General features: G+C 72.8%; 24 protein-coding genes. 14 read left to right on the forward strand and 10 right to left on the reverse strand.

Annotated elements, in window-relative coordinates:
• Positions 1 to 17: 17 nt before the first annotated feature.
• Positions 18 to 2,849: an AfsR/SARP family transcriptional regulator gene (locus AC57BS_RS00540; protein WP_496409599.1), complete on the reverse strand. Its 2,832-nt coding sequence runs from the start codon at positions 2,847 to 2,849 to the stop codon at positions 18 to 20.
• Positions 2,850 to 2,943: 94 nt separating this feature from the next.
• Positions 2,944 to 3,381 carry a DUF2703 domain-containing protein gene (locus AC57BS_RS00545; protein WP_496409600.1) on the reverse strand — a complete coding sequence of 146 codons (438 nt, stop codon included), beginning with the start codon at positions 3,379 to 3,381 and terminating at the stop codon, positions 2,944 to 2,946.
• A 190-nt stretch (positions 3,382 to 3,571) separates the two neighbouring features.
• On the opposite strand from AC57BS_RS00545, the gene AC57BS_RS00550 reads away from it, so the two are divergent.
• The 5 genes from AC57BS_RS00550 to AC57BS_RS00570 all read left to right on the forward strand — a co-directional run bounded on the left by AC57BS_RS00550 (position 3,572) and on the right by AC57BS_RS00570 (position 8,093).
• Positions 3,572 to 4,264, forward strand: coding sequence for a hypothetical protein (locus AC57BS_RS00550; RefSeq protein ID WP_496409601.1), 693 nt, complete (start codon positions 3,572 to 3,574; stop codon positions 4,262 to 4,264).
• A gap of 80 nt (positions 4,265 to 4,344) precedes the next feature.
• On the forward strand, positions 4,345 to 5,703 hold the full coding sequence (locus tag AC57BS_RS00555) for an MBL fold metallo-hydrolase (RefSeq protein ID WP_496409602.1): 1,359 nt from the start codon (positions 4,345 to 4,347) through the stop codon (positions 5,701 to 5,703).
• The gene (locus AC57BS_RS00560) at positions 5,700 to 7,013 is read left to right on the forward strand and encodes an MFS transporter (protein ID WP_496409603.1); all 1,314 of its coding nucleotides are present in this window, start codon (positions 5,700 to 5,702) and stop codon (positions 7,011 to 7,013) included. The genes AC57BS_RS00555 and AC57BS_RS00560 overlap by 4 nt, the downstream gene beginning before the upstream one ends.
• Positions 7,006 to 7,671: an ArsR/SmtB family transcription factor gene (locus tag AC57BS_RS00565; RefSeq protein WP_496409604.1), complete on the forward strand. Its 666-nt coding sequence runs from the start codon at positions 7,006 to 7,008 to the stop codon at positions 7,669 to 7,671. Before AC57BS_RS00560 ends, AC57BS_RS00565 begins: the two co-directional genes overlap by 8 nt.
• A gap of 68 nt (positions 7,672 to 7,739) precedes the next feature.
• Positions 7,740 to 8,093: a DsrE/DsrF/TusD sulfur relay family protein gene (locus AC57BS_RS00570; RefSeq protein WP_496409605.1), complete on the forward strand. Its 354-nt coding sequence runs from the start codon at positions 7,740 to 7,742 to the stop codon at positions 8,091 to 8,093.
• Positions 8,094 to 8,103: 10 nt separating this feature from the next.
• Here the strand turns inward: AC57BS_RS00570 and AC57BS_RS00575 are convergent, their stop codons facing one another.
• Complete coding sequence (locus AC57BS_RS00575) at positions 8,104 to 8,601, reverse strand: GNAT family N-acetyltransferase (RefSeq protein ID WP_496409606.1); 498 nt, start codon at positions 8,599 to 8,601, stop codon at positions 8,104 to 8,106.
• A gap of 334 nt (positions 8,602 to 8,935) precedes the next feature.
• On the opposite strand from AC57BS_RS00575, the gene AC57BS_RS00580 reads away from it, so the two are divergent.
• From AC57BS_RS00580 to AC57BS_RS00590, 3 genes are read left to right on the forward strand one after another with little or no spacing between them, the layout of a single operon-like run.
• Positions 8,936 to 9,760: a DUF4397 domain-containing protein gene (locus AC57BS_RS00580; protein ID WP_496409607.1), complete on the forward strand. Its 825-nt coding sequence runs from the start codon at positions 8,936 to 8,938 to the stop codon at positions 9,758 to 9,760.
• A 28-nt stretch (positions 9,761 to 9,788) separates the two neighbouring features.
• Complete coding sequence (locus AC57BS_RS00585; protein ID WP_496409608.1) at positions 9,789 to 10,490, forward strand: class F sortase; 702 nt, start codon at positions 9,789 to 9,791, stop codon at positions 10,488 to 10,490.
• A gap of 52 nt (positions 10,491 to 10,542) precedes the next feature.
• Complete coding sequence (locus tag AC57BS_RS00590; protein WP_496409609.1) at positions 10,543 to 11,259, forward strand: haloacid dehalogenase type II; 717 nt, start codon at positions 10,543 to 10,545, stop codon at positions 11,257 to 11,259.
• Between the two features lie 101 nt (positions 11,260 to 11,360).
• On the opposite strand, the gene AC57BS_RS00595 is transcribed toward AC57BS_RS00590, so the two are convergent.
• Positions 11,361 to 13,097: a SulP family inorganic anion transporter gene (locus tag AC57BS_RS00595; protein ID WP_496409610.1), complete on the reverse strand. Its 1,737-nt coding sequence runs from the start codon at positions 13,095 to 13,097 to the stop codon at positions 11,361 to 11,363.
• Positions 13,094 to 13,429 (reverse strand): ArsR/SmtB family transcription factor, encoded by a 336-nt coding sequence (locus AC57BS_RS00600; RefSeq protein WP_496409611.1) that lies wholly within the window; start codon positions 13,427 to 13,429, stop codon positions 13,094 to 13,096. The genes AC57BS_RS00595 and AC57BS_RS00600 overlap by 4 nt, the downstream gene beginning before the upstream one ends.
• A gap of 197 nt (positions 13,430 to 13,626) precedes the next feature.
• Between AC57BS_RS00600 and AC57BS_RS00605 the strand changes: the two genes are divergently transcribed.
• A complete protein-coding gene (locus AC57BS_RS00605) occupies positions 13,627 to 13,902 on the forward strand; it encodes a hypothetical protein (RefSeq protein WP_496409612.1) in 276 nt (91 codons plus the stop codon).
• Positions 13,890 to 14,756 (forward strand): carboxylate-amine ligase, encoded by an 867-nt coding sequence (locus AC57BS_RS00610; protein WP_496409613.1) that lies wholly within the window; start codon positions 13,890 to 13,892, stop codon positions 14,754 to 14,756. The genes AC57BS_RS00605 and AC57BS_RS00610 overlap by 13 nt, the downstream gene beginning before the upstream one ends.
• A 44-nt stretch (positions 14,757 to 14,800) precedes the next feature.
• Here AC57BS_RS00610 and AC57BS_RS00615 read toward each other — a convergent pair whose 3' ends face one another.
• Positions 14,801 to 15,826: a zinc-dependent alcohol dehydrogenase family protein gene (locus tag AC57BS_RS00615; protein ID WP_496409614.1), complete on the reverse strand. Its 1,026-nt coding sequence runs from the start codon at positions 15,824 to 15,826 to the stop codon at positions 14,801 to 14,803.
• Positions 15,827 to 15,888: 62 nt separating this feature from the next.
• Here AC57BS_RS00615 and AC57BS_RS00620 point away from each other — a divergent pair, with 62 nt between their 5' ends.
• Complete coding sequence (locus tag AC57BS_RS00620; RefSeq protein ID WP_496409615.1) at positions 15,889 to 16,326, forward strand: SRPBCC family protein; 438 nt, start codon at positions 15,889 to 15,891, stop codon at positions 16,324 to 16,326.
• A 31-nt stretch (positions 16,327 to 16,357) separates the two neighbouring features.
• Here AC57BS_RS00620 and AC57BS_RS00625 read toward each other — a convergent pair whose 3' ends face one another.
• Genes AC57BS_RS00625 through AC57BS_RS00635 form a run of 3 tightly spaced genes read right to left on the reverse strand, consistent with a single transcriptional unit; the run spans position 16,358 to position 19,049 of the window.
• Positions 16,358 to 17,827: a DUF4389 domain-containing protein gene (locus tag AC57BS_RS00625; protein WP_496409616.1), complete on the reverse strand. Its 1,470-nt coding sequence runs from the start codon at positions 17,825 to 17,827 to the stop codon at positions 16,358 to 16,360.
• A complete protein-coding gene (locus tag AC57BS_RS00630) occupies positions 17,824 to 18,681 on the reverse strand; it encodes a hypothetical protein (RefSeq protein WP_496409617.1) in 858 nt (285 codons plus the stop codon). The genes AC57BS_RS00625 and AC57BS_RS00630 overlap by 4 nt, the downstream gene beginning before the upstream one ends.
• A complete protein-coding gene (locus AC57BS_RS00635) occupies positions 18,678 to 19,049 on the reverse strand; it encodes a hypothetical protein (RefSeq protein WP_496409618.1) in 372 nt (123 codons plus the stop codon). The genes AC57BS_RS00630 and AC57BS_RS00635 overlap by 4 nt, the downstream gene beginning before the upstream one ends.
• Positions 19,050 to 19,377: 328 nt before the next feature.
• Between AC57BS_RS00635 and AC57BS_RS00640 the strand changes: the two genes are divergently transcribed.
• The 3 genes from AC57BS_RS00640 (at position 19,378) to AC57BS_RS00650 (ending at position 21,959) form a co-directional block, all read left to right on the forward strand.
• Positions 19,378 to 20,490 carry a glycosyltransferase family 4 protein gene (locus AC57BS_RS00640; RefSeq protein ID WP_496409619.1) on the forward strand — a complete coding sequence of 371 codons (1,113 nt, stop codon included), beginning with the start codon at positions 19,378 to 19,380 and terminating at the stop codon, positions 20,488 to 20,490.
• Positions 20,487 to 20,972, forward strand: a complete 486-nt coding sequence (locus AC57BS_RS00645) for a hypothetical protein (protein ID WP_496409620.1) — start codon at positions 20,487 to 20,489, stop codon at positions 20,970 to 20,972. The genes AC57BS_RS00640 and AC57BS_RS00645 overlap by 4 nt, the downstream gene beginning before the upstream one ends.
• 81 nt (positions 20,973 to 21,053) lie before the next feature.
• A complete protein-coding gene (locus AC57BS_RS00650) occupies positions 21,054 to 21,959 on the forward strand; it encodes a helix-turn-helix domain-containing protein (protein WP_496409621.1) in 906 nt (301 codons plus the stop codon).
• Here AC57BS_RS00650 and AC57BS_RS00655 read toward each other — a convergent pair.
• Complete coding sequence (locus AC57BS_RS00655) at positions 21,925 to 22,803, reverse strand: alpha/beta fold hydrolase (RefSeq protein ID WP_496409622.1); 879 nt, start codon at positions 22,801 to 22,803, stop codon at positions 21,925 to 21,927. The two genes, AC57BS_RS00650 and AC57BS_RS00655, sit on opposite strands and share 35 nt — an antisense overlap.
• Position 22,804: the final 1 nt, after the last annotated feature.

A 22,804-nucleotide genomic window follows, 5' to 3' on the forward strand; every position in this document is an offset into this window, starting at 1 on the left:
CGCGCGTTGCAGATCGGTTACATCGCTCGTGGTGTGGCCGCCGCCTCGGCGGCGGCCTCGTCGAGGCTGAGGCGGCGCCCGCTCTCCAGCTCTGCTTCCACCTGGTCGTCGGAAAGGGCGAGGCGTATCGTCACCAGCGCCGTCTCGCGGACAGCGGCCTCGGCGGGCTGGACGACACCTCCGCCGGCGTGTCGCAGGGCTTCGCCCGCACCCAGGAGGCGGGCCCCGCGGGCGGGGTCGCCCGTCTCGGCAGCCACGACGGCGAGTCCCTCGCAGCACCATGCGGCTGTCTCGGGGAAGCCCAGCGACTGCGCGTGGCCGAGCGCCGCGACGAGGTGGTCGGACGCCTCCGCGAGCCGACGCTCGTGGACCGCGGCAACCCCCAGTCGTGCCAGCGCAAGTGCGATCACCTCGTCATCGCCGACCGAGCGGGCCAGCGCCAAGGCGCGCCCGCCCACCTCGCGGACGTCGGCGTACCTCCCCTCGTGGAGAAGGCCCTCGGTCAGGACGACGAGGGCGAGGGCCTCGAGCCGCTCGTCGCCGGCGGCACGCGCGACGGCGACCGACGCCGCGCAGTGGACGCGGGCGCAATCGACGTGGCCGGCCCGAACCGCGAGCGTCGTGAGGACGTTGAGCGACACCGCGACGGCCCGCGGAGGGCCGATCGTACGACCGAGCGCGATGCCCTCGCGGGCGTGGTTCTCGGCGGCCGCGAAGTCGCCGACAAGCCTGGCGAGCAGCGCCGCTCCGGCAAGGGCCACGGCACGCGGCGGGGACGGTACGTCGTCCGGGAGGTCAAGCGCCTGCTCGAGCCACGCGAGGCCTTGGCGGCGCCGGCCCCGGATCAACCAGTGCCGCCACAGGGCGGCTGCGAGGGGAACGGCCAGGTCGCTCCCGGTGGCGAGCGCCCACCTCGTCGCGGCATCCATGTTCTCGCGCTCCACGTCGAGGACCTCGAGCGCCTCGAGCTTGCCCGGTCCTGCCTCGGTGGGTGCCTCTCGCGCCATCGCAAGGAAGTGCTCCGCGTGCGCCCTACGGAGCCGCTCGCCGAGGGTCCCGGAGGCGAGGCTCTCGGCGGCGTACTCCCGGATCGTCTCCAGGAGCCGGTACCGGGTCGTGCCGTGGCGCGTCGCCGTGGCGACCAGCGACGACTCGACGAGCCGGGTGACGCCCACCTCGGCGCGATCGGTGCTGCCGTCCGTGCAGACAGCGGCGACGGAGCCGAGCGAGAACCCCCCGGCAAAGACGGACAGGGCGGCCAGCAGCTCACGCTCCTCCGCCGCGAGCAGGTCGTGGCTCCAGTCGATCGTCGCCCGGAGCGTCTGGTGGCGGGGGGCGTCGAGTGCGCTCCCGGAGCGGAGGAACCGCAGCCGGTCATCAAGACGGCTGGCCATGTCGTCGACCGACAGAGCCTTGGACCGTGCGGCGGCGAGCTCGATCGCGAGCGGCAGTCCGTCGACCTCCCGGCAGATACGGGCCACGGTCTGCATCTCGGCCGACGTCGTCGCGAGGTCGCCTCGTCGCGCCCGGCCGCGGTCGAGGAAGAGGCGTACCGAGTCGAACGTGGTCATCTCCGCGAGTGGGGTGTCGTCGGTCGGCGTGGGCAGCGGGTCGATCGCGAGGTCGACCTCACCCGGCACGCCTAGGGGAGTTCGGCTCGTCGCCATGATCCGCGCGTAGGGACACGCGCGCAGCACGGAGTGGGCGAGCTCGGCGCACGCGCCCACCAGGTGCTCGCAGTTGTCGAGCAGGATCAGCAGCTCCTTGTCGCGGAGGTGCTCGACGAGCCCGTCGAGGGCGGAGACGTCACCTCGTTCGCGGACGCCGAGCACGTCGGCGACCGTGCCAGGTGTCGCGCGCGGGTCGACGATCGCCGTGAGGTCCACCAGCCAGACCCCGCCGGTCCAGGCGCCGACCTGGGCGTGGGACGCCTCGAGCGCGAGGCGGGTCTTGCCGGCACCGCCCGCACCGGTGAGTGTCACCAGGCGATGGACGCGCAGCAGCTCGGCCACGGCACCCAGCTCGCGGTCGCGGCCGACGAAGCTGGTCAAGGCTGCCGGGAGGTTGTGGCGCTCGACGGCCGAAGGTGCGGGGCTGAGCTCCTGGCGGAGGATCATGTCCTGAAGGGCGCACAGCTCCTGGCTCGCGTCGACGCCCCACTCGTCGGCGAGGATCCTGCGCGCGCGGTCGCACGCCGCAATCGCCTCGACCCGGCGGTGGGAGTGGTGGAGCGCGAGCACGAGCTGACTCCACAGCCGTTCGCGCATGGGGTGGTCCAGAACGAGACGTTCCAGCTCGGCGGGGAGCGTCGAGTAGCGCCCGAGCACCAGGTCGGCCTCGATGCGATCCTCGAGGGCGGCGAGCCGAAGCTCGTCCAACCGGCGAGCCTCGTCGGCGACGACGCCGTCGTCGCGCACGTCTGCGAACGCCGGCCCGCGCCACAGCGCCAGCGCGGCCCTCAGCCGCTCGGCGGCGAGTCCGGCCGCCCCCCGACCCAGCGCCTCATGTGCTTCACGGGCGAGCCGCTCGAAACGTGTCGCGTCGCAGCGCTCGGCGTCGATGTCGAGCACGTAACCGGGCGGCCGAGCGACCAGCGTGGTGCCGCCGAGCATCGAACGCAGGCGGGAGACATAGACGCGCAGCGTGCCCTCCGCGCCGCCCGGGGCGCGTCCCTGCCAGAGCTCGTCGATCAAACGGTCGCTGGAGATCGTCCGTCCCGGCTCGATGAGGAGGAGTGCGAGCAGCCACCGTTGCCGCCGTCCGCCCAACGCCAGTGGAGCGTCCTCGCGCCACGCCTCCACAGGCCCGAGCACCCTGAAGTCGAGGCGGGTGCTGCTCGTGGTCGCCACGCCACCCATGGTGGTCCGACACGACGGTGCCCGCAATCCCGCCGACAGGGCCGGCGTGGTTCGCACGTGCGCACCCATCCCGTCCGCAGGACGGTCAGTCTGCTCCGCTCCCGGTCTCTGTCGGAGCAATCGGAGTAGGTGAGCCCCCGTCCAGCTGGTCTGCTGCGGCGAGTAGTCCTGCCTTGACGATCATCGTCGCGGGGATGGTCTCGAACGTCGTGCCGTGGATCTCGAGCGTCCGGCAGTCGGCGTCTCCGCACACGGAGCAGCACCGGCTGCTGCCCACGCTGCCGCTGAGCCAGTCCTCCATCGGCCGCTCCGCGATCCAGATGCGGTTGGACTCGAGAGGTCGGGCTGCAAACGCTTTCTCGTCGACGCTGAGCACCTCGAGCTCCGGTTCGATCCCCAGCGGGGCGAGAGCCTGACGGAGGGTCTCAGTCGCGCGACGCACCTCGACCTCTGTGTCCCCGCATCGAGTGCAGGTGGCCCCGTCCTTGACCAGCCTCTGCCAGCGGATGGGTAGCGAAGACATCTCGACCCTGCCCTCCTCTCGATCCACGTGCTGCCATCGTCGCGTCGATGCTCCGCGCCCGACAGGGCCGGAAGTCAGTTGCGGCAGGGTCCTTGGGGGACTCGCGGCGCCTCGTCGAGGGAGCAGGGGAGTGGCGGATCACCGGTCTGCTGGAACACACCGGCACGGTCGAGAGGGCTAGCCTGCAGAGGTGAGGCCACCGCGCGATCACGCGACCGAGTCCGAGAGGCATCCGCAGCTGCCGCCCGGACCGGACGAGCGCGTCGCCGGTTACGGCGTGATGGGCCAGACCTTCGCATCCGGCCACGTCCTCGGCCTGCGGCGGTGGACCGCGTCCTCGGTCGGTGAGCAGTTCACCTCCATCTGGCACCGCGACCCCGACGGCGCGTGGCACTTCTACGAGTCGGCACAACCCCAGGTCGCCTGCTCCCGCTGGTTCGGCCACGGCGTGCAGGAGTCCACGGTCGTCCCGATCGACGTGACCTGGGACGGACCCGCGCAGCTGCACGTCATCGCCGAGGGGCGTGTGGACTGGCGCCTCACCCTCGCGGCCTCGCCGATGACCCGGGTGATGAGCGCGATGGGCTCCGTCATGCCGATGGCGGCCTGGCGTTCCACCTCCATGCTCGGGGCGATGGGCGCCATGGCCTCCGCGACCCTCGGTGTGGGCAAGGTCTCCATGACCGGGCTCACCGCGAACGGCCTCCCGTTCGACGCGAATCCCCTGCGGATCTGGCGGGTCGTGGACACCGAGGCGACGATCGACGGCGCCGACGCCGGACGTCCTGCCCCGCTGCCGCAGCAGGCGCGGTTGGGGGACTTCTGGATCCCGCAGCGGGGGATCTTCGCCATGGGGCGCGTGTTCGTCGGCACTCCGGGCTGACACCGCAACGTATTCATTCCATCATTCTGTGGAATGACGTAGGCTTCGCGGCGTCTGTCCGACGTGCTCCGGAGGTGGTCATGGGCGACATCAGTGTCATCCCTCTCGTGGACGAGGGGCTGGGCAACTCCGCCTACCTCCTCGACCTGGACGACGGTCGCGCGCTGGCGGTTGACGCCAGTCGCGACCTCCGCGCCCTGTACGCCGCGGCGCGGCGCCGTGGGCTGATGGTGGCGTACGCCGCGGACACCCACCTGCACGCGGACTTCCTCACCGGCGCGGTCCAGCTCGCCCGCGCGGACGGGGCGCAGGTGCTGGCCTCTGCGTCGGGCGGCAGGGAGTACCCGCACACCGGTCTCGCCGACGGTGACGAGGTCGACCTGGGTGACCTGCGCCTGCGCGCCCTAGCGACTCCCGGGCACACGCACGAGCACATCGCCTTCGAGCTGCTCGACGACTCCCGGACGCTCGGCGTGTTCACCGGCGGCTCCCTGATCGTGGGCTCGGCGGCCCGCACCGACCTGGTGTCGCCGGAGCGTACGGAGGAGCTGGCCCGCGCTCAGTACAGGTCCCTGCAGCGGCTGGCGCGCCTCGACGACGACGTGGCGGTGTGGCCCACGCACGGCGCCGGCTCCTTCTGCTCGGCACCGCCGGGTGCGGAGCGTACGTCGACGATCGGCACCGAACGGGCCACGAACGCGTTGCTCCGGGCCGAGTCCGAGGACGCGTTCGTCGCCCAGCTGCTCGACTCGCTGGGTACGTTCCCGCCCTACTTCCTGCGACTGGGTGAGATCAACCGACGCGGCCCCGCCGCGGTCGAGGGCGACACCCTCCGCGCCCTCACGGCGGACGAGGTGGACCACCTCGTCGCGGCCGGGGCGCAGGTCGTCGACGTACGCCCGCTGGCGGACTTCGGCGCCGGGCACGTGCCCGGGTCGGTGTCGATCCCGCTACGGCCGGTGTTCGCCACCTGGCTGGGCTGGCTCCTCGACGACGACCGCCCCATCGTGGTCGTCCGGAACCCCGACCAGGACCCGGGCGAGATCGTCTGGCAGGCCCGCAAGGTCGGCTACGACCAGCTCGCCGGCGAGCTCGACGGCGGTCTGACCGCCTGGACGGCCACCGGCCGGCCGGCGGGTTCGATCCCGGTGGCGCGCCCGGACGCCCTCGCCGGCACTCGTGTCCTCGACATCCGGCAGCGCGGCGAGTTCGAGGGAGGCCACGTGCCCGGCGCGGACAACATCGAGCTCGGCGCCCTCGCCACCCGCGCTGCCGACGTGCCGGACGAGCCGCTGGTGGTGATGTGTGGGCACGGCGAACGCGCCATGGGTGCCGCCAGCCTGCTCGCGAGGTCCGGTCACCACCACGTCACCGTCCTCGACGGCGGACCCCAGGAGTGGGCGGACGCGAGCGGCGGACCCCTGGAGACGAGCCGGTGAGCGCCGGGACCAGATCCGCCGGCACCGGGCGCCGGGTCGAGCTCGGGCTGCGCCAGAACGCCGCGCAGTTCACGCTGCTGGTCGTCGTCAACGCCCTCGTCGGCGGCATGCTCGGTCAGGAGCGGACCGTGCTCCCGCTGCTCGGCCAGGAAGAGTTCGGCATCACGGCCTACACCGCTGGGCTGAGCTTCATCCTGGCCTTCGGCATCGCCAAGGCGGCCACCAACTACTTCGCCGGCACCTGGTCGGACCGCTTCGGTCGCAAGCCGGTCCTGGTGGCGGGCTGGCTCGTCGCGGTGCCGGTGCCGTTCATGCTCATCTGGGCGCCGTCGTGGACCTGGATCATCGTTGCCAACGTGCTGCTCGGCATCAGCCAAGGCCTGACCTGGTCGACGACCGTCGTGATGAAGATCGACATCGTGGGACCCGCGCGTCGCGGCCTCGCCATGGGGTTCAACGAGGCCGCCGGGTACGCCGCCGTCGCCGCGACCGCGCTGGCCACCGGCTACGTCGCGGAGTCGTACGGGCTGCGGCCGGAGCCGTTCTTCCTCGGCATCGCCTTCGCCGCGCTCGGGCTCGGGTTGTCGACACTCGGCGTGCAGGAGACCCGCGAGCACGCCCGGCTCGAGGCTGCCGGGCACGTCGCCCGGATCGACGGCAAGCACGATCACCTCCGCGGCGAGCTCACGAGCGGTCAGGTGTTCGTGCAGACCAGCTTCAAGGAGCCCGCCCTGTCGTCGGCCAGCCAGGCCGGCCTGGTCAACAACCTCAACGACGGCCTCGCCTGGGGCCTGTTCCCGATCCTCTTCGCCAGCGCTGGCCTCTCGATCGGCGAGATCGGCGTCCTCGCCGCCCTCTACCCGGGCGTGTGGGGCGTCGGGCAGCTCGTCACGGGCGCGCTCTCCGACCGATGGGGGAGGAAGTGGCTCATCGCCTCGGGCATGTGGCTCCAGGCCCTCGCGCTCGCGCTGATCGCGCTCGCCGACTCGTTCGCCCTCTGGGCAGTCGCGGCCGCGCTCCTCGGTGCCGGCACGGCGATGGTCTATCCCACCCTCCTCGCCTCGATCGGCGACGTGGCGCACCCGGCGTGGCGCGCCCGCGCGGTCGGTGTCTACCGGCTGTGGCGCGACGGCGGTTTTGCGGTCGGGGCGCTGCTGGCCGGCGTCGTCGCCGACGCCCTCGGTGTGGCCGCTGCTGTGTGGACCGTCGCCGCGCTGACCGCCGTGTCGGGGCTCATCGTGGCGGTGCGCATGTACGAGACCCACCACCGCCCGGACGCTTCGTCGGCGAGGGAGATCGGGCATGGGTGACCGGGCCGGGAAGGACGCGCTCTTCGCCGAGTTCGCCGCCGTTGGGAAGGTCCTCGGCAATCCCAAGCGACTCGAGCTGCTCGACCTCCTCAGCCAGGGACCCCGCAGCGTCGAGAGCCTCGCCGAGGCGGCCGACCTCGGCATGAGCACCTGCTCCGCGCACCTGCAGACGCTGCGTGAGGCGGGTCTCGTGGATTCCCGCCGCGACGGCAAGCGGATCTACTACTCGCTGGCCGGGACCGACGTCGCGGGCCTCTGGGACCACCTGCGGCGGGTGGCGCAGGTCCACCGCCCGCACACCGAGCTCGCCCGGCGGGCCTACCTCGGGCCGGAGGACACCACGGCCGTCGACACCGACGAGCTGCTGCGCCGGATCGCCGACGGCGAGGCGGTGGTCCTCGATGTCCGGCCCGAGCCGGAGTACGCCGCCGGTCACCTTCCCGGCGCCATCCACGTCCCCCTCGAGGAGCTGGCCGGGCGGATCGGGGAGCTGCCGCGCACCCGCGAGATCGTCGCCTACTGCCGCGGGCGCTACTGCGTGCTGGCTCACGACGCCGTCCGACTGCTCAACGCGGAGGGACTCGACGCCCGCCGAGCCGTCGACGGTGTCCTCGAGTGGCGCGTCGCCGGCGTGCCCATCGAGACCGGCGCGGCGTGACCGTCGACCCGAGCCCACGGGCCTTTCGCCCCTGAGGCGTGAGCGCGCAGGCGAGGAGCATCGGAACCATGAAGAAGCTCCTGCTCATCCTCAACGGCCCGGCCTACGGCGCGGACGAGACCTTCAACGCCGTACGGCTCGCAGTCGCCCTCGGTCGCCGCGACGACGCCGAGGTGAGGGTCTTCCTGATGGGAGACGCGGTGACCTGCGCGGTGGCCGGGCAGAAGACCCCCGACGGCTACTACACCCTCGACAGGATGCTCACGGGCTTCGTCCGCCACGGTGGGCAGGTCGCCTGCTGTGGCACCTGCCTCGACGCCCGCGGTCTCACCGAGGACAACCTCATCGACGGCGCACCGCGATCCACGATGGACGTCCTCGCCGCATGGACGGTCGAGGCCGACGACGTGCTCACGTTCTGAGCGTGTCGGGTCAGCTCGAGAGCGACTTCCAGAACACGACCTTGTGGTCACCCGGGCCGTAGAAGTCACGGATCGTCGCCTCCTGGTCGAAGCCACGGGCCAGGTAGAACGCGCGCGTGGCGGCGTACTGGTCGGTGCTCGACGTCTCGACGAGCAGGACTCGCGCGCGTGCTTCACCGGCGTCGCGCAACAGGCCCTCCAGGTGCGCCAGGAGGGCCGTTCCCCTTCCGCGCCCGTGCTCGGACGGATCGACCGCGATGAAGTAGAGGTTCCACAGCCGATCGGCGAAGGGCTCGGGAGCGAGGTAGGCCGCAGCGACGGCGCGGCCGTCCCGGGTCGTCGCCACGAACCACTGGTGGTCGTCGACGTCTCCGCCGACCGCGCCGCGGAACGTCTGGGTGAAGTCGTCCAGGTCGTCCGGCGCGAACATGTGGTTCACGACGGCCAGGTCGGCCACCGTCCGCTCGTCGTCCGGCTCGGCGGGTCGTACGAGGGTCCTGGCGTGCACGGGTGTCCTGTCCGGGTGGTTCGTGAGCTCGGCCCCGGCTGCCCGCGGGGCACCAAGCAGCTCCGCGGGCAGTCAGTCGCTCGATCCCCCCGGGCCGAGCTCGAGTGAGCGTGTCCCTCGTGCTCGCGACACTACGCCCGATCGGGGCGCCGGCAGCATCCGCAGGCCGATCGAGGGCGAGTGGGCTGGTCCGGCGGACCTCGAGCGCGCGCGCTGACAGCCGCAGGACGGCACCTTCGACATGTTGTTGAACTTTTTGTAGAACTTTCCCATCCGCCATGGGGCACGGCTCCGAACGTCGGCCATCAGGAACACCCACGAAAGGAACAGCCTGATGAAGAAGACCGCTGCACTGCTCTCGGCCGCCGCCCTGGTCGCCGTACCCGCTGCCATGACCGCGCCCGCCTCCGCCGCCCAGGCCGAGGCGACCGTCTCGGTCCTGCACGCCGTCCCCGACCTGACCGTGGACGTCTACGCCAACGGCGAGGAGCTGATCCCCGACTTCGAGCCGGGCACCCTCACCGACCCCCTCCAGCTGCCCGCCGGCACCTACGACATCCAGGTCTTTGCGGACGGTGACAACCCGGACAACGCAGATCCGGCCATCGAGGCGAACGGGGTGGAGGTGCCGGCCGGTGCCAACGCCACCGTGGTGGCCCACCTCGACGCCGACGGCAACCCGGTGCTGACCCCGTTCGTCAACGACGTGTCGGCGACCGAGGCGGGCCAGGCGCGCCTCGTGGTGCGCCACACCGCCGCGGCTCCGGCGGTGGACGTCCGAGCCGACGGTGAGGTGCTGTTCCCCAGCCTTGCCAACCCCGACGAGGCGTCCGGCGACGTCCCTGCGGGCGGCTACTCCGCCGACGTCACGCTGGCCGGCGACAACCAGGCCGTGCTCGGCCCGGCCGACCTGCAGCTCGCGGAGGGGACCGCCACGATCGTGTACGCGTGGGGCTCGGCCGAGGCCGGCAACCTCGACCTCGCGGTGCAGACCATCGATGGGCTGCACTCCGCTCCGGCCGGGGTGCCCGGCGGTGAGACGGGCGCTGCCGCGGTCGGCGAGGGTGCCCCGCTGTGGGCCCTCGCGCTGGGGCTCGGGTCGCTGCTGGCGCTCGGCGTGGCGGGTACGAGGCTCGTCCCGGCGCGTACCCGCCGCTGACGGCTGAGCGCTCGAACGAGGAGACACCATGACGAGGCTGGGCAGGATCATCTGGTGGGCCGTGGCTGCGGCTGCGGTCGCCGGGCTCCTGCTCAGCCTCGTCGTCGTCACGGGAGGGGACGACCCGCCGGAGGTCGTGCAGGTGCGCGGCGCCGCCGCCGTCTCGGCGCCGGACCCGGGGTCCCTGCCCCGCCAGGGTGCGGGCGGACTCGGCACCCCGGGCGACGACGGGTCGCCCGGGATCGTCCGACGCGCCGACGCCTCGCTCGGCGCGCTCCCGACGAGTCGTGCTCGCCCACCCACCCGCGTGCGGGTGCCGGCCCTCGGGCTGGACGCCGTCGTCCGTCCGGTCGGTGTGGACGGGGGACGGCAGATGCGTCTGCCTGCCGACCCGCGCGTGCTCGGGTGGTACCGGTTCGGGGCGGGCCCCGGCGACCGGGGATCGATGGTGCTGGCGGGGCACGTGGACTCGCGCCGCTTCGGCGTGGGGCCGCTGGCCGAGCTGCAGGCGATCGGTGTCGGCGACCGAGTCGAGGTCGCCACCGGTCCGGACGAGATCCGGTCCTACCGGGTCGACAGCATCGAGAGGTTCGACCGACAGGCGCTTCCGGCGGAGGTGTTCGCCCGCACCGGTCCCGCGCGTCTCCGACTCGTCACCTGCACGGGCCCGTACGTCCCGGAGGCCGGCGGCTACCAGCAGAACCTGGTGATCACCGCCGTGCCGGCGTGAGCGGGGCGGGAGCACACTGGGAAGGGACGCCCGCGCAACGACAGGAGACCTCGTGACCGACCTGCCACCCAGCTCCGACCACCCGGTCAGCCCCGACGGACCGAGGAGGCCGAGGCTGCTGGTCTTCGACGTGAACGAGACCTTGTCCGACATGGCCCCGCTGTCGGCCCGGTTCGAGGACGTCGGCGCCCCGGCGCACCTGGCGAAGCTGTGGTTCGCCGAGCTCCTGCGGGACGGGTTCGCGCTGACGGTCTCCGGGGAGAGCGAGTCGTTCGCCACCCTCGGCGCCGAGGCGCTGCGGGTGCGGCTGCACGGTCAGCCTCTCGACCGTCCGCTCGACGCGGCCGTCGAGCACGTGATGCAGGGGTTCTCCGAGCTCGCGGTGCACCCCGACGTCGTCGAGGGCGTCCGGGCCCTGGGCGAGCTGGGCATCCGCTTGGTGACCCTGAGCAACGGGTCCGCCGCGGTCGCGGACGGGCTCCTGCAGGGCGCTGGCGTACGCGACCGGTTCGAGCGCCTGCTCACGGTGGAGGACGCAGGTGTCTGGAAGCCGGCTGCACGGGCGTACGCCTACGCGTTGGAGCAGTGCGGCGTGGAGCCGATGGACGCCATGCTCGTCGCGGTGCACCCCTGGGACATCGACGGTGCCCGACGCGCGGGCCTGGCCACCGCCTGGATCGACCGGTCGGGCGGTCGCTACCCGTCCTACTTCGGGGCGCCCGACGTCCGGGTCGCGTCGCTGACGGAGCTCGCCGACGCTCTCAGGTGACGGCGTCAGCGAGGCGCGACCAGCCTGGTCTCGGGCTGCCAGGGGCCCGCTGGTCATGTTGACCTCCTGCCGGGCCTGTCGCCACGGCGGCGGCGGACGGGTCAGGTCAGGCCCTCGTCGTGACCGGTCGTGGTCGTGGCGGCGGCGTGGGCGATCCGCGAGGCGTGCAGGCGGGCGTGCGCGATCGCTGCCGGCGTGTCCTCGAAGAGGTGCCGTTCGTGGGCGAGGCGCTCGTACACGCCGAGCTCCCGCAGGACGCGGGCGTGCGCAGGCTGGACCCCGGAGAGCAGCACGGTGACCCCCCGACCCTCGAGCCGGCTGATCGTGTCGGCCAGGACGTGCGCGCCGGTGGCATCCAGCGTGGTGACGCGCGACAGCCGCAGGACGACCACCCGGACGTGCGCGACGTCCGCCAGCTCGAGCAGGAAGTCGTGCGCCGCAGCGAAGAACAGGGGACCGTCGATGCGGTAGGCGACGATGTGCTCGTCGAGCAGTGACTGCTCCTCGTCGGTGTGGTCGGCCCCATCGAGGGACATCTCGTCGAGCCGGGCCGTCCTCGCGGTCTGGCGCAGGGCGACGAACCCGGCCACGACGAGACCCAGGATGACCGCAGTCACCAGGTCGAAGAGGACAGTGGCCGCGGCGGTGATCGCCAGCACCGTCGCATCTCCGCCCGTGGAGCGAGTCAGGGCCAGCAGGCTGGAGACCCGGATCATGTGGATGGCGGTCGCCACGAGCACTCCCGCGAGCGCAGCCAGGGGGATCTCCGAGACCCAGCGTGCGGCCACCAGCACCATTGCGAGGAGGACCAGCGCATGGGTGAGCGCGGCCAGCCGCGAGGTGGCGCCGGCTCGGACGTTGACCGCCGTGCGGGCGATCGCGGCGGTCGCAGGGATTCCCCCGAAGAGGGGAGCGGCGAGGTTCGCGAGGCCTTGCCCGAGGAGCTCCCGGTTCGAGTCGTGCCGCTGACCCACGCTCATCGCATCGGCGACCGTGGCGGAGAGCAGGCTCTCGAGTGCCGCCAGGGCCGCGACGGCGATCGCGGGCAGCACCAGGGCCTGAAGGTCGCCGAGGGCGACGGTGGGCACGTGAGGGGCGGGGAGTCCGGAGGGGATGCGCTCGATGGTCCCCGCCCCGAGGGCGAGGGTCGAGTTGGCGACAGTGGCCGCAGCGACGGCGATCAGGGATCCGGGGAGCGTGGGACGGAACCGGGTCATCGCCAGGATGGCGAGGGTGACCGTGGCAGCCATGCCGAGCGGCACCCACGACGGGTTCTCGGCCCAGGTGCGGATCGCCACGGCGCCCAGCGACAGCACCTTGTCGGCATCGACCTCGACGCCGAGCGCGCCGGGGAGCTGCTGCAGGGCGATGATTGCCGCGATGCCCACCGTGAAGCCTTCCACGACCGGTACCGGGACGTAGCGGATGAACCGACCCGCGCCGGCGAGGGCGAGCCCGATCAGGATCAGCCCGGCGAGCAGCCCGACCACCAGGACCCCGTCGGCGCCGTACGTGGCGAAGATCGGGACGAGGACCACCGTCATCGCGCCCGTCGGCCCGCTCACCTGGACCCGGCTTCCTCCGAAGACGGCGGCGACCGCTCCGGCCACGATGGCAGTGACCAGCCCCGCGGTGGCGCCCATCCCCGAGCTCACTCCGAAGCCCAGGGCCAGGGGCATCGCGACGAGCCCGACCATGACACCCGCCGTCAGGTCGCGTCGGGGGCGAGCATGGGTCCAGTCACTGCCGCGGGGCAGCAGGTCCCGTGCTCGAGCCCGCCACACGCGCAGGACACGTCCCTCGGTGCGGCTCGGCCCGGAGGGAGCCTCGCGCGTCACCGAGCCGTCTTGGCGGACGGGGAGGTGACCGGGTCTTCGTCCACGTGGATCAGGCCCACCAGGATCCTCCGGGCGCTGAGCAGCAGGTCCCGCACCTCGGGTGCGGCGATCGAGTACCTGACCTCCCCTCCCTCGCGGTGCGCGACGACGAGTGAGGTGCGCCGCAGCACGGCCAGCTGCTGGGAGAGGTTGCTGGGCTCGATGCTGATCTGCTCCAGCAGCTCGTGCACCGCGTGGTCGCGCTCCGACAGCAGCTCGAGGATGCGGATGCGCGCCGGGTGACCGAGTGTCCGGAAGAACTCGGCCTTCGCCTGGTACAGCGGCACGCTCATGAGCTGACTCCCGTTCCTGGCTCACTCCCAGCTGGAGCGGTGCCCTCGGCTCAAGAATATGCAAATTGCAAACATATTCAAGTCTTGGTCAACGGCGGTCGGCGCCGGGACGGACGCCCGGCGTGCGCGGGCCCTTCGTCTCTGGTGGAGGGCTGGGGGCTCACGCAAGGTGGAGCGGGGGAGGACGGAGGCGTTCGGTGGAGAGCCCTGGTGGTCCGACCGTGGCGCTCGGCCCCCCGACGGTCGGCGTCGAGGAGGAGTTCCTGCTGCTGGACCCGCGGACCGGGTCGGTCGCTGCCGTCGCACCCGAGGTGATCGCGCTGGCCGCGGCGCCGTACGTCGTGACCAGCGAGATCATGCGATACATGGTCGAGACCCGCACCCCGATCTGCCTGACTCTCGACGAGGTGCGCACAGGTCTCACCGAGCGCGGATCCGCGTGGCCGGGGCAGCGTCGGCCATGGACGTGGTGAGCGTCGCGGCAGGCGTCCCACCGCGTGGCCTGCCGCTCGAGGCGATGATCACCGAGACGCCTCGGTACGCCGAGCTGCTGCGGCGCTTCCCCGACCAGGCACCCTCGAGCGGGACGTGCTCCTGCCACGTGCACGTCGGCGTCGCGAACCGGCGCCTCGGCCTCCAGGTGCTGCGTCGGCTCAGGCCGTGGCTGCCGACCCTCCTGGCCCTGACCACCGCCTCGCCCGTGTGGGAGGGACGTGACTCCGGGTGGGCCAGTCGGCGCTTCCCCCTCATGTCCCGATGGCCCACCGTGCGACCCCCGCCGGACGTGTGCTCGGTCGAGGAGTACGACGCCGAGGTGCGCGCCGCCGTGTCGTCCGGCCGCGCCCTGGACGAGCGGAACGTCTACTACCTGGCGCGGCTCTCACCCCGGTACCCGACCGTCGAGGTCCGGGTGGCCGACGTGTGCCTGACGGTCGACCACGCGGTGGCCTACGCGGGGCTGGTGCGGGCACTCGTGGCCACGGCCGTCGACGAGGCACACCGGGCGGTCCCGCTCCTGCACGTGCCGGACGCGGTGCTCCTCGAGTCGTGCTGGTCGGCCGCTCGCACGGGTCTCGCCGGACACGTGCGCGATCCGCGGACCGGCGAGCGGGCTCCCGCCCCCGCAGTTGTGGAGGGTCTGCTCGACCTGGTGCGACCCACCCTGGGCGGGTGGGGTGACGAGGCGGTCGTGGTGCCCGCGATCGAGCAGCTGGTCGAGGTGGGGGGCGGTGCCGAGCTCCACCGCCGGCTGCTGCGTTCGGTCCGCACCCCACCGACGTTCGCCCGGGCGCTGTCCGAGCTCACGTGCCCGACGTCGTGCCGATGAGCCGGCGCCGACCCTCCGTGTCGAGCGGCACCCCGGCCGGGGTCCTACATCGTGACGACCGCTGACCCCGTCACTCGGTCGGCGGCGAGGTCCGCCAGCGCCCGTCCGACCGAGTCGAAGGCGTACGCCGTCACGCGGATGTGGAGCGGGATGCGAGCGGCCAGCCGGAGCAGCTCCGCGCCGTCGGCTCGCGTGTTGGCGGTGACGCTGCGCACCGTCCGCTCCAGGAACAGGTGTCGGTCGTAGTCGAGTGCGGGGATGGTCGACATGTGGATGCCCGCCAGGGCCAGGGTGCCGCCGCGGTCGAGGGCAGCCAGTGCCACAGGTACGAGCTCGCCGGCCGGGGCGAAGACGATGGCGGAGTCGAGCCGGACCGGCGGGGTCTCCTCGGCGTCGCCCACCCAGGTGGCGCCCAGGCTGCGAGCGAGGTCCTGGGCGTCCCGGCTGCGAGTCATCACGTGCACCTCCGCTCCCTGCGCGAGTGCGATCTGGGCGGTCACGTGCGCGCTCGAGCCGAAGCCGTAGATGCCCAGCCGTCCACCCGGGGGGAGCTCTGCCCGCCGGAGCGACCGGTAGCCGATGATCCCCGCGCACAGCAGCGGGGCCAGCTGCGGGTCCGGGACGTCGACGGGGAGGGGGTAGGCGAACGCGGCCGGCACCGTGGCGTACTCGGCGAAGCCTCCGTCGGCGTCCCAGCCGGTGTAGAGCGACGAGGGGCAGAGGTTCTCGGCCCCGGAGCGGCACCAGCGACACTCGCCACAGGTGCTTCGCAGCCAAGCGATGCCCACGCGCTGCCCGACCTCCAGCCCGGTGACCTCCTCGCCCCTGGCGGCGACGCGCCCCACCACCTGGTGCCCCGGGACGACCCCCCGGCCACGAGGGGCGAGGTCCCCTTCGCACAGGTGCAGGTCCGTACGGCAGACACCGCACGCGGTCACCCGTACGAGGACCTCGTGCCGCTGCGGATCAGGAACTGGCCGGGTGACCTGCACCAGGGGTCGTCCTGCGATCGGGCCCGGGCTGTCCACGGCCCACGCGGACATGGTGGCCGGGATCGTGGTGCGCTCCATCCCAGCATCCTCGGCGGTGCTCGAGCCGCGGGCCCAGAGTCCTTCGACCCCATACTGGTGCGGTGGACGTCGACGTCGAGGTGCGAGCCGTGCTGCCCTTCCCGCGTGAGGTGGTGGCCGCCTACGCGGGCGACCCGACCAACGCTCCCGACTGGTACGCCAACATCGACTCGGTGCGCTGGCGGACGCCGCCTCCGGTGGCGGTCGGGTCACGGATGGACTTCGAGGCCAGGTTCCTCGGCAGGCGGCTCGCCTACACGTACGAGGTGGTCGAGCTCGTGCCGGGCGAGCGGCTGGTGATGCGGACCGCCGACGGCCCGTTCCCCATGGAGACCACCTACACCTGGAGCGAGGACCCGGCCGGCACCGAGATGGGACTCCGCAACCGCGGCACCCCCAGCGGCTTCGCCAAGGTCGCGGCGCCCGTGATGCGGAGGGCGATGAAGGGCGCGATGACGAAGGACCTGGCGCGCCTCGCCGAGCGCCTGGAGCACGTCTGACGCCAGGCGCCCGTCGAGGCGGCAGGAGCCCTCAGGCGCGCCTCCGGGTGACGGCTCGGATCGGTACGGCGATGAGGACTGCCCCCAGCAGGAGCAGGAGCCCTGCGGCGACGAACAGCACCGCGATCACGGTCGCCAGCACCGGGACCTCTGCGCCTGCCGCGACGTCGACCTCGACCGCGGCGGAGCCGTCGGCGTTCATCACCACGGCGGACCAGTCACCCTCGGCGAGGGCCCAGGTGACGGTCGGCTCGGCGCCGGTCGCCTCGGCCACCCAGAAGGTCTGCTCGGTCGGCGGGGTCGCCGGGGAGCCGCCCGACGTCGAGCGATAGACCGGGTCTCCGTCCCGTACCTCGACCAGCGTGTCGTGCTGCACGTCGGCGAGATAGGCCCGTACGTCGACAGCGGGTCCGATGCCGACGAACACCTCGGTCCCGCCGGCCCCCTCGGCGGACAGCCGTACGTCCCCGATCACCGCGTCGGGCAGGCGTTCGAGCGTTCCGTCGGTCCGGAGGTGGGCGTCCTCCGACGTGATCGCGAAGCCGTCCGTCGTGAGCTGTTCGCGGGGGCTGGTCAGGAAGCCGTCGTCGTCGCGCGCCATCCGGTCGGCGGCGACCAGGGTGACGGCGGCGCCTGCGCTGCTGACCGCGCCGACCACCAGCAGCGAGCCGAGCACGAGGGCGACCACCCGGCCGGTCGTCCAGCCACCGCGGGACACGTCGTGCGGGCGAGGTGCGGGTGCCCCCTGCGACACCGCGGACGGGCTCGAGGGGGGAGTGACGGCCGGCGGCGGACCGACGACCGGCGGTTCGTGCCCGCCCTGGTCGAGGCTGAACGGCGGGTAGCGGTCCGTCATCAGCGAGACGTACGCCGCGACGCGCAGCACCCACCGGTTCAGGCCGAGGACGAGGTCGAAGACCGGACGTGGGTAGCGTCCCGTGAAGAGCAGCGCGACGCCGGCGACCAGGACGAGCAGCCCGATGAGGCTGATGGTCAGCAGAGGCTCCTCGTCGGCGCCCCGCACGCCGTACCCGAGGCCGCCGACGAACAGGCCGACGACCAGGTAGTGGGGGATGGCCAGCAGCCACCACTTCACCAGCACCAGTCCCCGCGAGAGGCGCTCGGGGTAGTCCACCTCGAGGTGTGCGGGGTAGTCCGGGACGTCGGCGAGGGTGAAGGGCGGGTAGCGGTCGGTGCCCAGCGCGCCGTAGGCGTAGTAGGTGACGCGCCAGCTCCACCGCATGACCCCGACGTTGAAGTCGAACAACGCCCGCGGGTAGTGCGCGGTGAACAGGATGGCGAAGAACGCGATGACGCTGGTGACCGCGAAGGCGAGCCACAGGAAGGCCAGCACGACGTAGTGGGGGATGGCCAGCAGCCACTTCACCAGCCAGAGCCCGCGGCTCAGGCCTGGGTCCAGGTCGGCATCGACGTGGACCGGGTAGGCCGCCGGGAAGGGATCGGGAATCGGGACAGGAGTAGGGGTGGGCGTGGTGGTCATGCTCGGTCACTTCCTTGTGGAGTGCGTGGTGAGGGACGTGCTGGTGGGCCGCCCGGGTGGCGGGTGCGTCCGGCGACCGCGCGCAGCCAGAGGGCGAGGGGTACGGCCGTTGCTGCGGCGAGGACGGCGAACATGACGACGCCGGCCGACGTGGCCACGTCGGAGCCCGGATCGGCGCGGTGGCCGAACCACTGGTCGACCGCGACGCCGACCGCCTCGATCACCCAGAAGACGAGGCCCGGGCCGGCCAGGAAGATGCCGGCCGGGCGCCGCTGCCACAGCAGCACCGCCACGATCGCCATCGCCGGCAGCCAGAACGCGAGGTCCTGCACGTGGATCGGGTTGGTGGTCAGGCCGGTCCCGGCCAGGAACCCGGGCGGGTCCTCGCCCAGGTCGGGCACGACGAACCGCAGCCACGCGAGCGTGTTGAGGACGACGACGACGAGGATGAACGCCGCGATGCCGCGCGCGGGCAGGGTCTCCGGGAGGAGCGGTGGACGTGGGTCGAGCAGCGCGCTGACCAACGACCAGAACGACAGCCCCAGGAGGGCGACGTAGGCCAGGAACAGCTCGTTGAACGGCGTGGCGTACACGAGCAGGGTGGCGTTGTAGGTGAGGTAGGCGAGCGCCCCGAGCAGCGCGGCGGCCCCCAGTGGTGAGCCGCGATCCGACGAGACCATCCCGAGGACGAGCACGGGGAGCGCCAGCGTGAGCATGACGAGCGCCGTGCCGCGCGCCGAGCCGTTCATCACCGGTGTCCCGTTGAGGATCCCGTCCACGAAGAACGTGGGGACGGCGGCGACCACCACCAGCGCGACGACCGAGGCGCAGAGGAGCCGGGTCCGGCGGCTCATGGCGTCAGCCGGCGGTCGGGCGCGGGCACTGCTTCGGGCGAAGCCGCGTCGTGCTGGCGCGGCGTCGAGGCCACGACGAGGACACCGGTCACGAGGTAGATCACCTGCAACGGGTGGAAGGCACGGATGGAGGCGATCTCGCCGATGATCCAGACCACCATGACGGTCCCGGCGACGATGCTGGCGAGCTGCCAGCCGTCGGTGCGCTTGGCCAGGGCCACGGCGGCGACCAGGGAGCTGCCGCCGACCACGGCCATCAGGATCACGCCGGGGAAGTAGTTGCTGGCGAAGTCGGTGTCGCGGACCCACGACGCCTGTTCGGGGATCCAGTCCGTCATCAGGGCGAGACCGCCTCCCACTGCGCTCACGCCGTTGAACCACAACAGCGCGAGAAGGACCCTTGTCCTTGGCTCCATGTCGCCTCCTCGGGTCACTGACCACGCTAGGCAGGCCTCGCGACGCCCCACAGTGCCGAACGTCCCGCGGACCTGCGCCGTGGTGCCCCTCTCGCAACCCGCCGCAGTGCGGCCGTGCTGCTACTGTCGAAGTGGACTGCCAGCGCAAGGTCCGCGCCACGGGTTCTCCGGGCGTACGGGTACTGGCGCAGGCAGCAACGACAGGCGGTAGCGAGATGTTCTCGCCGCTCAGCACGACGTCCCTCCGCACCGCGGGCCCGCCATTCGCCACCGGCACCAGGTGATCTCGTTCGTCTGGTCCCCGGGCGAGCGCCTTCCCGCGGGCACGGGCGGGTCGGAGAACTTCACGGTCGGGCAGGTCCGCGAGCTCAACCGCCGGGCCATCCCCGCCCGGGTCGTCACCGTCGGGCTCGGGACGGCCGACGGGCGGGAGGAGTTCGACGACGTCCCGTTCCACTGCGTCGCGGACCTCGACGCCCTCGCGTCGCTCGACGACACGGTGATCTTCGTCAGCGAGGCCCCGCCGGTGGCGACGATGCACCCGGCCTACCAGATCCTCCACGTGCCACCGCCGCTGCGCGAGCACCGTCAGGCATCCGTGCTCGCCGGGACGCGCAACCGTACGCTCATCGCGACCAGCCGCTACGCGGCGGCGCTGTGGGCGGAGTTCCTCGACGTCAGCATCGACACCATCCGGGTCGTCTACCCGTTCGCCGAGAGCGCCTTCGCCCGCCAGCCCCGTGACCGCGCGCGGACGGACATCACCCGGGTGCTGTATGCCGGACGGCTGACGCCCGAGAAGGGCATCTACACGCTGTTGTCGATGCTGCACACCGACCTCTTCGAGCCCGGCTCCGTCACCTTCACCGCCACGTCCGCCGGAGCCGACAAGCCACAGGGCGCGATCATCGAGCGGATGCTGCACACGCACCCCGGGATCGACCTGGTGCCCGCGCGGCGCACCCCGGCCGGCATGGCCGCGCTCCTGGCCGAGCACGACGTCGTCGTGATGCCCTCCAACAGCCAGTACTGGCACGAGACCTTCGGGATCGTGTCCATCGAGGCCCAGCACGCCGGGTGTCGCGTCGTCGCCTCGCACGACGGCGGCCTCCCGGAGACCGACTGCGGGGCGCTCGTGCTGGTGCGCCCCGACGACGCCGAGGCGCTCGCCCAGGGGATCCTGGCCGCTCGCGACCAGGGACCCGTGCCGCTCGCCGACCGGCGGCGGGCCGGTCGGGACTTCACGGTCGCCGACTCGGTCGACAGCCTCCTCGAGGCACTCCGTGCCCCGGCGCCGCCGACCCCGTGGGCGGTCATCCAGGAGCTGGAGGAGCTGGTCGCGCTCCCGCCCGCCCAGCCGGCCCCACAGTCACGAGCAGGGAGGACCAGATGATCATCGCGCAACCAGCCCCCGTCCCGGGTGTCGCGGCGCAACCGCGCCCCGGCCTGCGACCGGACGGCAACGCCGCCGACCAGCTCTACCTCGAGGAGGCCGCCGCCGCCCTCGGCCCGATCATGGCCGCCTGTGAGGCAGGCGCGGCGCGCAGCACCCGCGCCGACCTCCGGGTCCTGGTCCGCGAGGCCCGGGGCGTGCACGCGGCCCAGCTCTCGGCGCTCGCGGACGTCCGGCACGCGCAGGGCCGGCCGGTCGCGCCGTACGCCGGGGCGCGCGAGGTCGCCGACCTCGTCGGGTTGCGGGGGGCGGCGCTGGACGGTGCCGTCGTCGAGCGCCTCGTCGGGCACGCCCACGCCGCGATCGCGGCCGCCCGTACGGAGCTGGTCGTCGGGGTCAGCCCGTCGGTCCGTCGGCTCGCCGAGCGCGCGATCCACGCCGAGGACCGACTGCTCGGGGCACTCGGGCGGCTGTCTGCGTGACGTCCGCCTTCGACTGAGCGCGCAGGCTACACAGCAATTCCGGTCAGGCGCCGCGAGCCCGCGGTGCCCCAGACTGGGGCCATGAGGGAGTCAGGACGCGACCGGCTCCGAGAGCTGCTCGACGCCGTGCTGGACGAGGACCACGCGACCCTCGCCGACATGGCCGGCGGGGCGTACTCCTCGCCGTACCACTTCAACCGGCGCCTGCGCAGGGACGCCGGTGAGCCGCCGGTGGCGATGCGTCGCCGGGTGATGCTGGAGCGTGCGGCGTGGCGGATCTCGCACGGGTCGAGCGTCACCGACGCGGCCTTCGAGGCCGGCTACGAGTCCGTGGAGGGCTTCGGTCGCGCGTACGCCCGGGCGTTCGGGCACCCGCCCAGCACGCCGGCCACGGGCCACTGGCTCCCGGCGCCCAACGGCATCCACTTCCACCCGCCCACGTCCCTGTGGGTCCAGTCCACGGAGCAGGCCATGAACCCGATCACCGAGCACCTCGTGCGCCACGACCTCGACGACACCAGGCACCTCCTCGACCTCGCCAAGGGCGTGCCGCAGGAGGCGTACGAGTCCGCGGAGCTGCCCGGCCTGCAGGTCCTGGGCTTCGACGGGCCCGACGAGTCGCTCGCGCAGCTCCTGGAGCACCTGGTCGCGACGAAGGAGATCTGGTTGGCCGCCATCGACGGCGCGGACTTCCCGCTCGCTGGCGAGCGGGACCCCGCCAGCCTGCTGGCCCGTCACGACGTGGTGGCGCCCCGCTGGCTGGGCTGGGTCCGCGACCTCGACGCCCGAGGAGCGTGGGAGGACCGGCTGGTCGACGCGCTCTGCGACCCGCCGGAGAGCTTCGTGATGGGCAGCGTGTTCGCCCACGTCGTGACGTACGCCGCCGCGCGACGCCAGGTGGCCCGGCACCTGCTGCGGCGCCACGGCGTCGACGTCGACGAGGGCGACCCGATCAGCTGGCTGCGCCGCCAGCGGGGCGAGGAGTGAGCCCCTCGACCTCGGCGACATGCGCGCGCACCGCGTCCGCGACCTCGCCGGCGTGGGTCCTCGGGGCCCAGTGCCCGGCGGCGAGGTGCACGCGCCGGAGGTCGTCGCACCACGGGTCGCTCGCGGCGAGGGCGGACTCGCGCACGGCCGGGTCGCGGGTGAGCGCGAGCTGGAGGACCGGCACGGACGTACGCCGCTCGCGCGGGCGGCCCGCCGCCGTCGCGAGGTTGCCCCGGTAGTAGCGCAGCCCCGACGCCGCGTCCGGACCGCCCACGAGGCGGACGACCGGCGGAGCGAGCGGGGAGGCAAGGAACGGCACGTAGGAGGACGACACCGCTTGGCCGAGGAGCCCGGCGAGGCCGACGGGTGACGGACGTCGGAGCGTACGGCGCACCCAGGCGGCGACGTGGTCGAGGCAGGGGCCGCTGATCGAGGTGAAGGAAGCGATCCGCTGCTCGGCACCCGGCTCGCACACGGCCTCCCAGCCCTGCACGGATCCCCAGTCGTGACCGACCAGGTGGACCGGCCGGTCCGGGCTGGCGTCGTCGAGCACCGCCATCACGTCCGCCGCCAGGTGCGGGACGGTGAAGGAGGCGTCCGGGGCGTTGGTCGGCGAGAGGCCCATCCCGCGGGTGTCGTAGAGGATGACCCGCAGGTCATCGGCGAGCAGGCGTGCCACGGGCAACCACGTCCGGTGCGTGTCGGGCCACCCGTGCACGAGGACCACCGGCACCGCCTCCGGGTCCCCGACCTCATGGACGGCGAGGTCGACGCCGTCGCCGTGGACGGTGCGCTGTCGCCAGTGCCGGCGCGGGTCGCTCGAGGTGTCAGGCAGATCGGTCATG

This window comes from Nocardioides sp. BGA-UO-ETr-FS32 (assembly GCF_059567905.1).

Bases quoted from the DNA above. Each gene is read 5' to 3' on its own strand.
- AC57BS_RS00615 (WP_496409614.1), bottom strand. From the start codon at position 15,826: ATGGAGCGCACCACGATCCCGGCCACCATGTCCGCGTGGGCCGTGGAC.
- AC57BS_RS00645 (WP_496409620.1), top strand. From the start codon at position 20,487: ATGATCATCGCGCAACCAGCCCCCGTCCCGGGTGTCGCGGCGCAACCG.
- AC57BS_RS00570 (WP_496409605.1), top strand. From the start codon at position 7,740: ATGAAGAAGCTCCTGCTCATCCTCAACGGCCCGGCCTACGGCGCGGAC.
- AC57BS_RS00625 (WP_496409616.1), bottom strand. From the start codon at position 17,827: ATGACCACCACGCCCACCCCTACTCCTGTCCCGATTCCCGATCCCTTC.
- AC57BS_RS00580 (WP_496409607.1), top strand. From the start codon at position 8,936: ATGAAGAAGACCGCTGCACTGCTCTCGGCCGCCGCCCTGGTCGCCGTA.
- AC57BS_RS00555 (WP_496409602.1), top strand. From the start codon at position 4,345: ATGGGCGACATCAGTGTCATCCCTCTCGTGGACGAGGGGCTGGGCAAC.
- AC57BS_RS00610 (WP_496409613.1), top strand. From the start codon at position 13,890: ATGGACGTGGTGAGCGTCGCGGCAGGCGTCCCACCGCGTGGCCTGCCG.
- AC57BS_RS00585 (WP_496409608.1), top strand. From the start codon at position 9,789: ATGACGAGGCTGGGCAGGATCATCTGGTGGGCCGTGGCTGCGGCTGCG.
- AC57BS_RS00545 (WP_496409600.1), bottom strand. From the start codon at position 3,381: ATGTCTTCGCTACCCATCCGCTGGCAGAGGCTGGTCAAGGACGGGGCC.
- AC57BS_RS00565 (WP_496409604.1), top strand. From the start codon at position 7,006: ATGGGTGACCGGGCCGGGAAGGACGCGCTCTTCGCCGAGTTCGCCGCC.
- AC57BS_RS00655 (WP_496409622.1), bottom strand. From the start codon at position 22,803: ATGACCGATCTGCCTGACACCTCGAGCGACCCGCGCCGGCACTGGCGA.
- AC57BS_RS00650 (WP_496409621.1), top strand. From the start codon at position 21,054: ATGAGGGAGTCAGGACGCGACCGGCTCCGAGAGCTGCTCGACGCCGTG.
- AC57BS_RS00600 (WP_496409611.1), bottom strand. From the start codon at position 13,429: ATGAGCGTGCCGCTGTACCAGGCGAAGGCCGAGTTCTTCCGGACACTC.
- AC57BS_RS00630 (WP_496409617.1), bottom strand. From the start codon at position 18,681: ATGAGCCGCCGGACCCGGCTCCTCTGCGCCTCGGTCGTCGCGCTGGTG.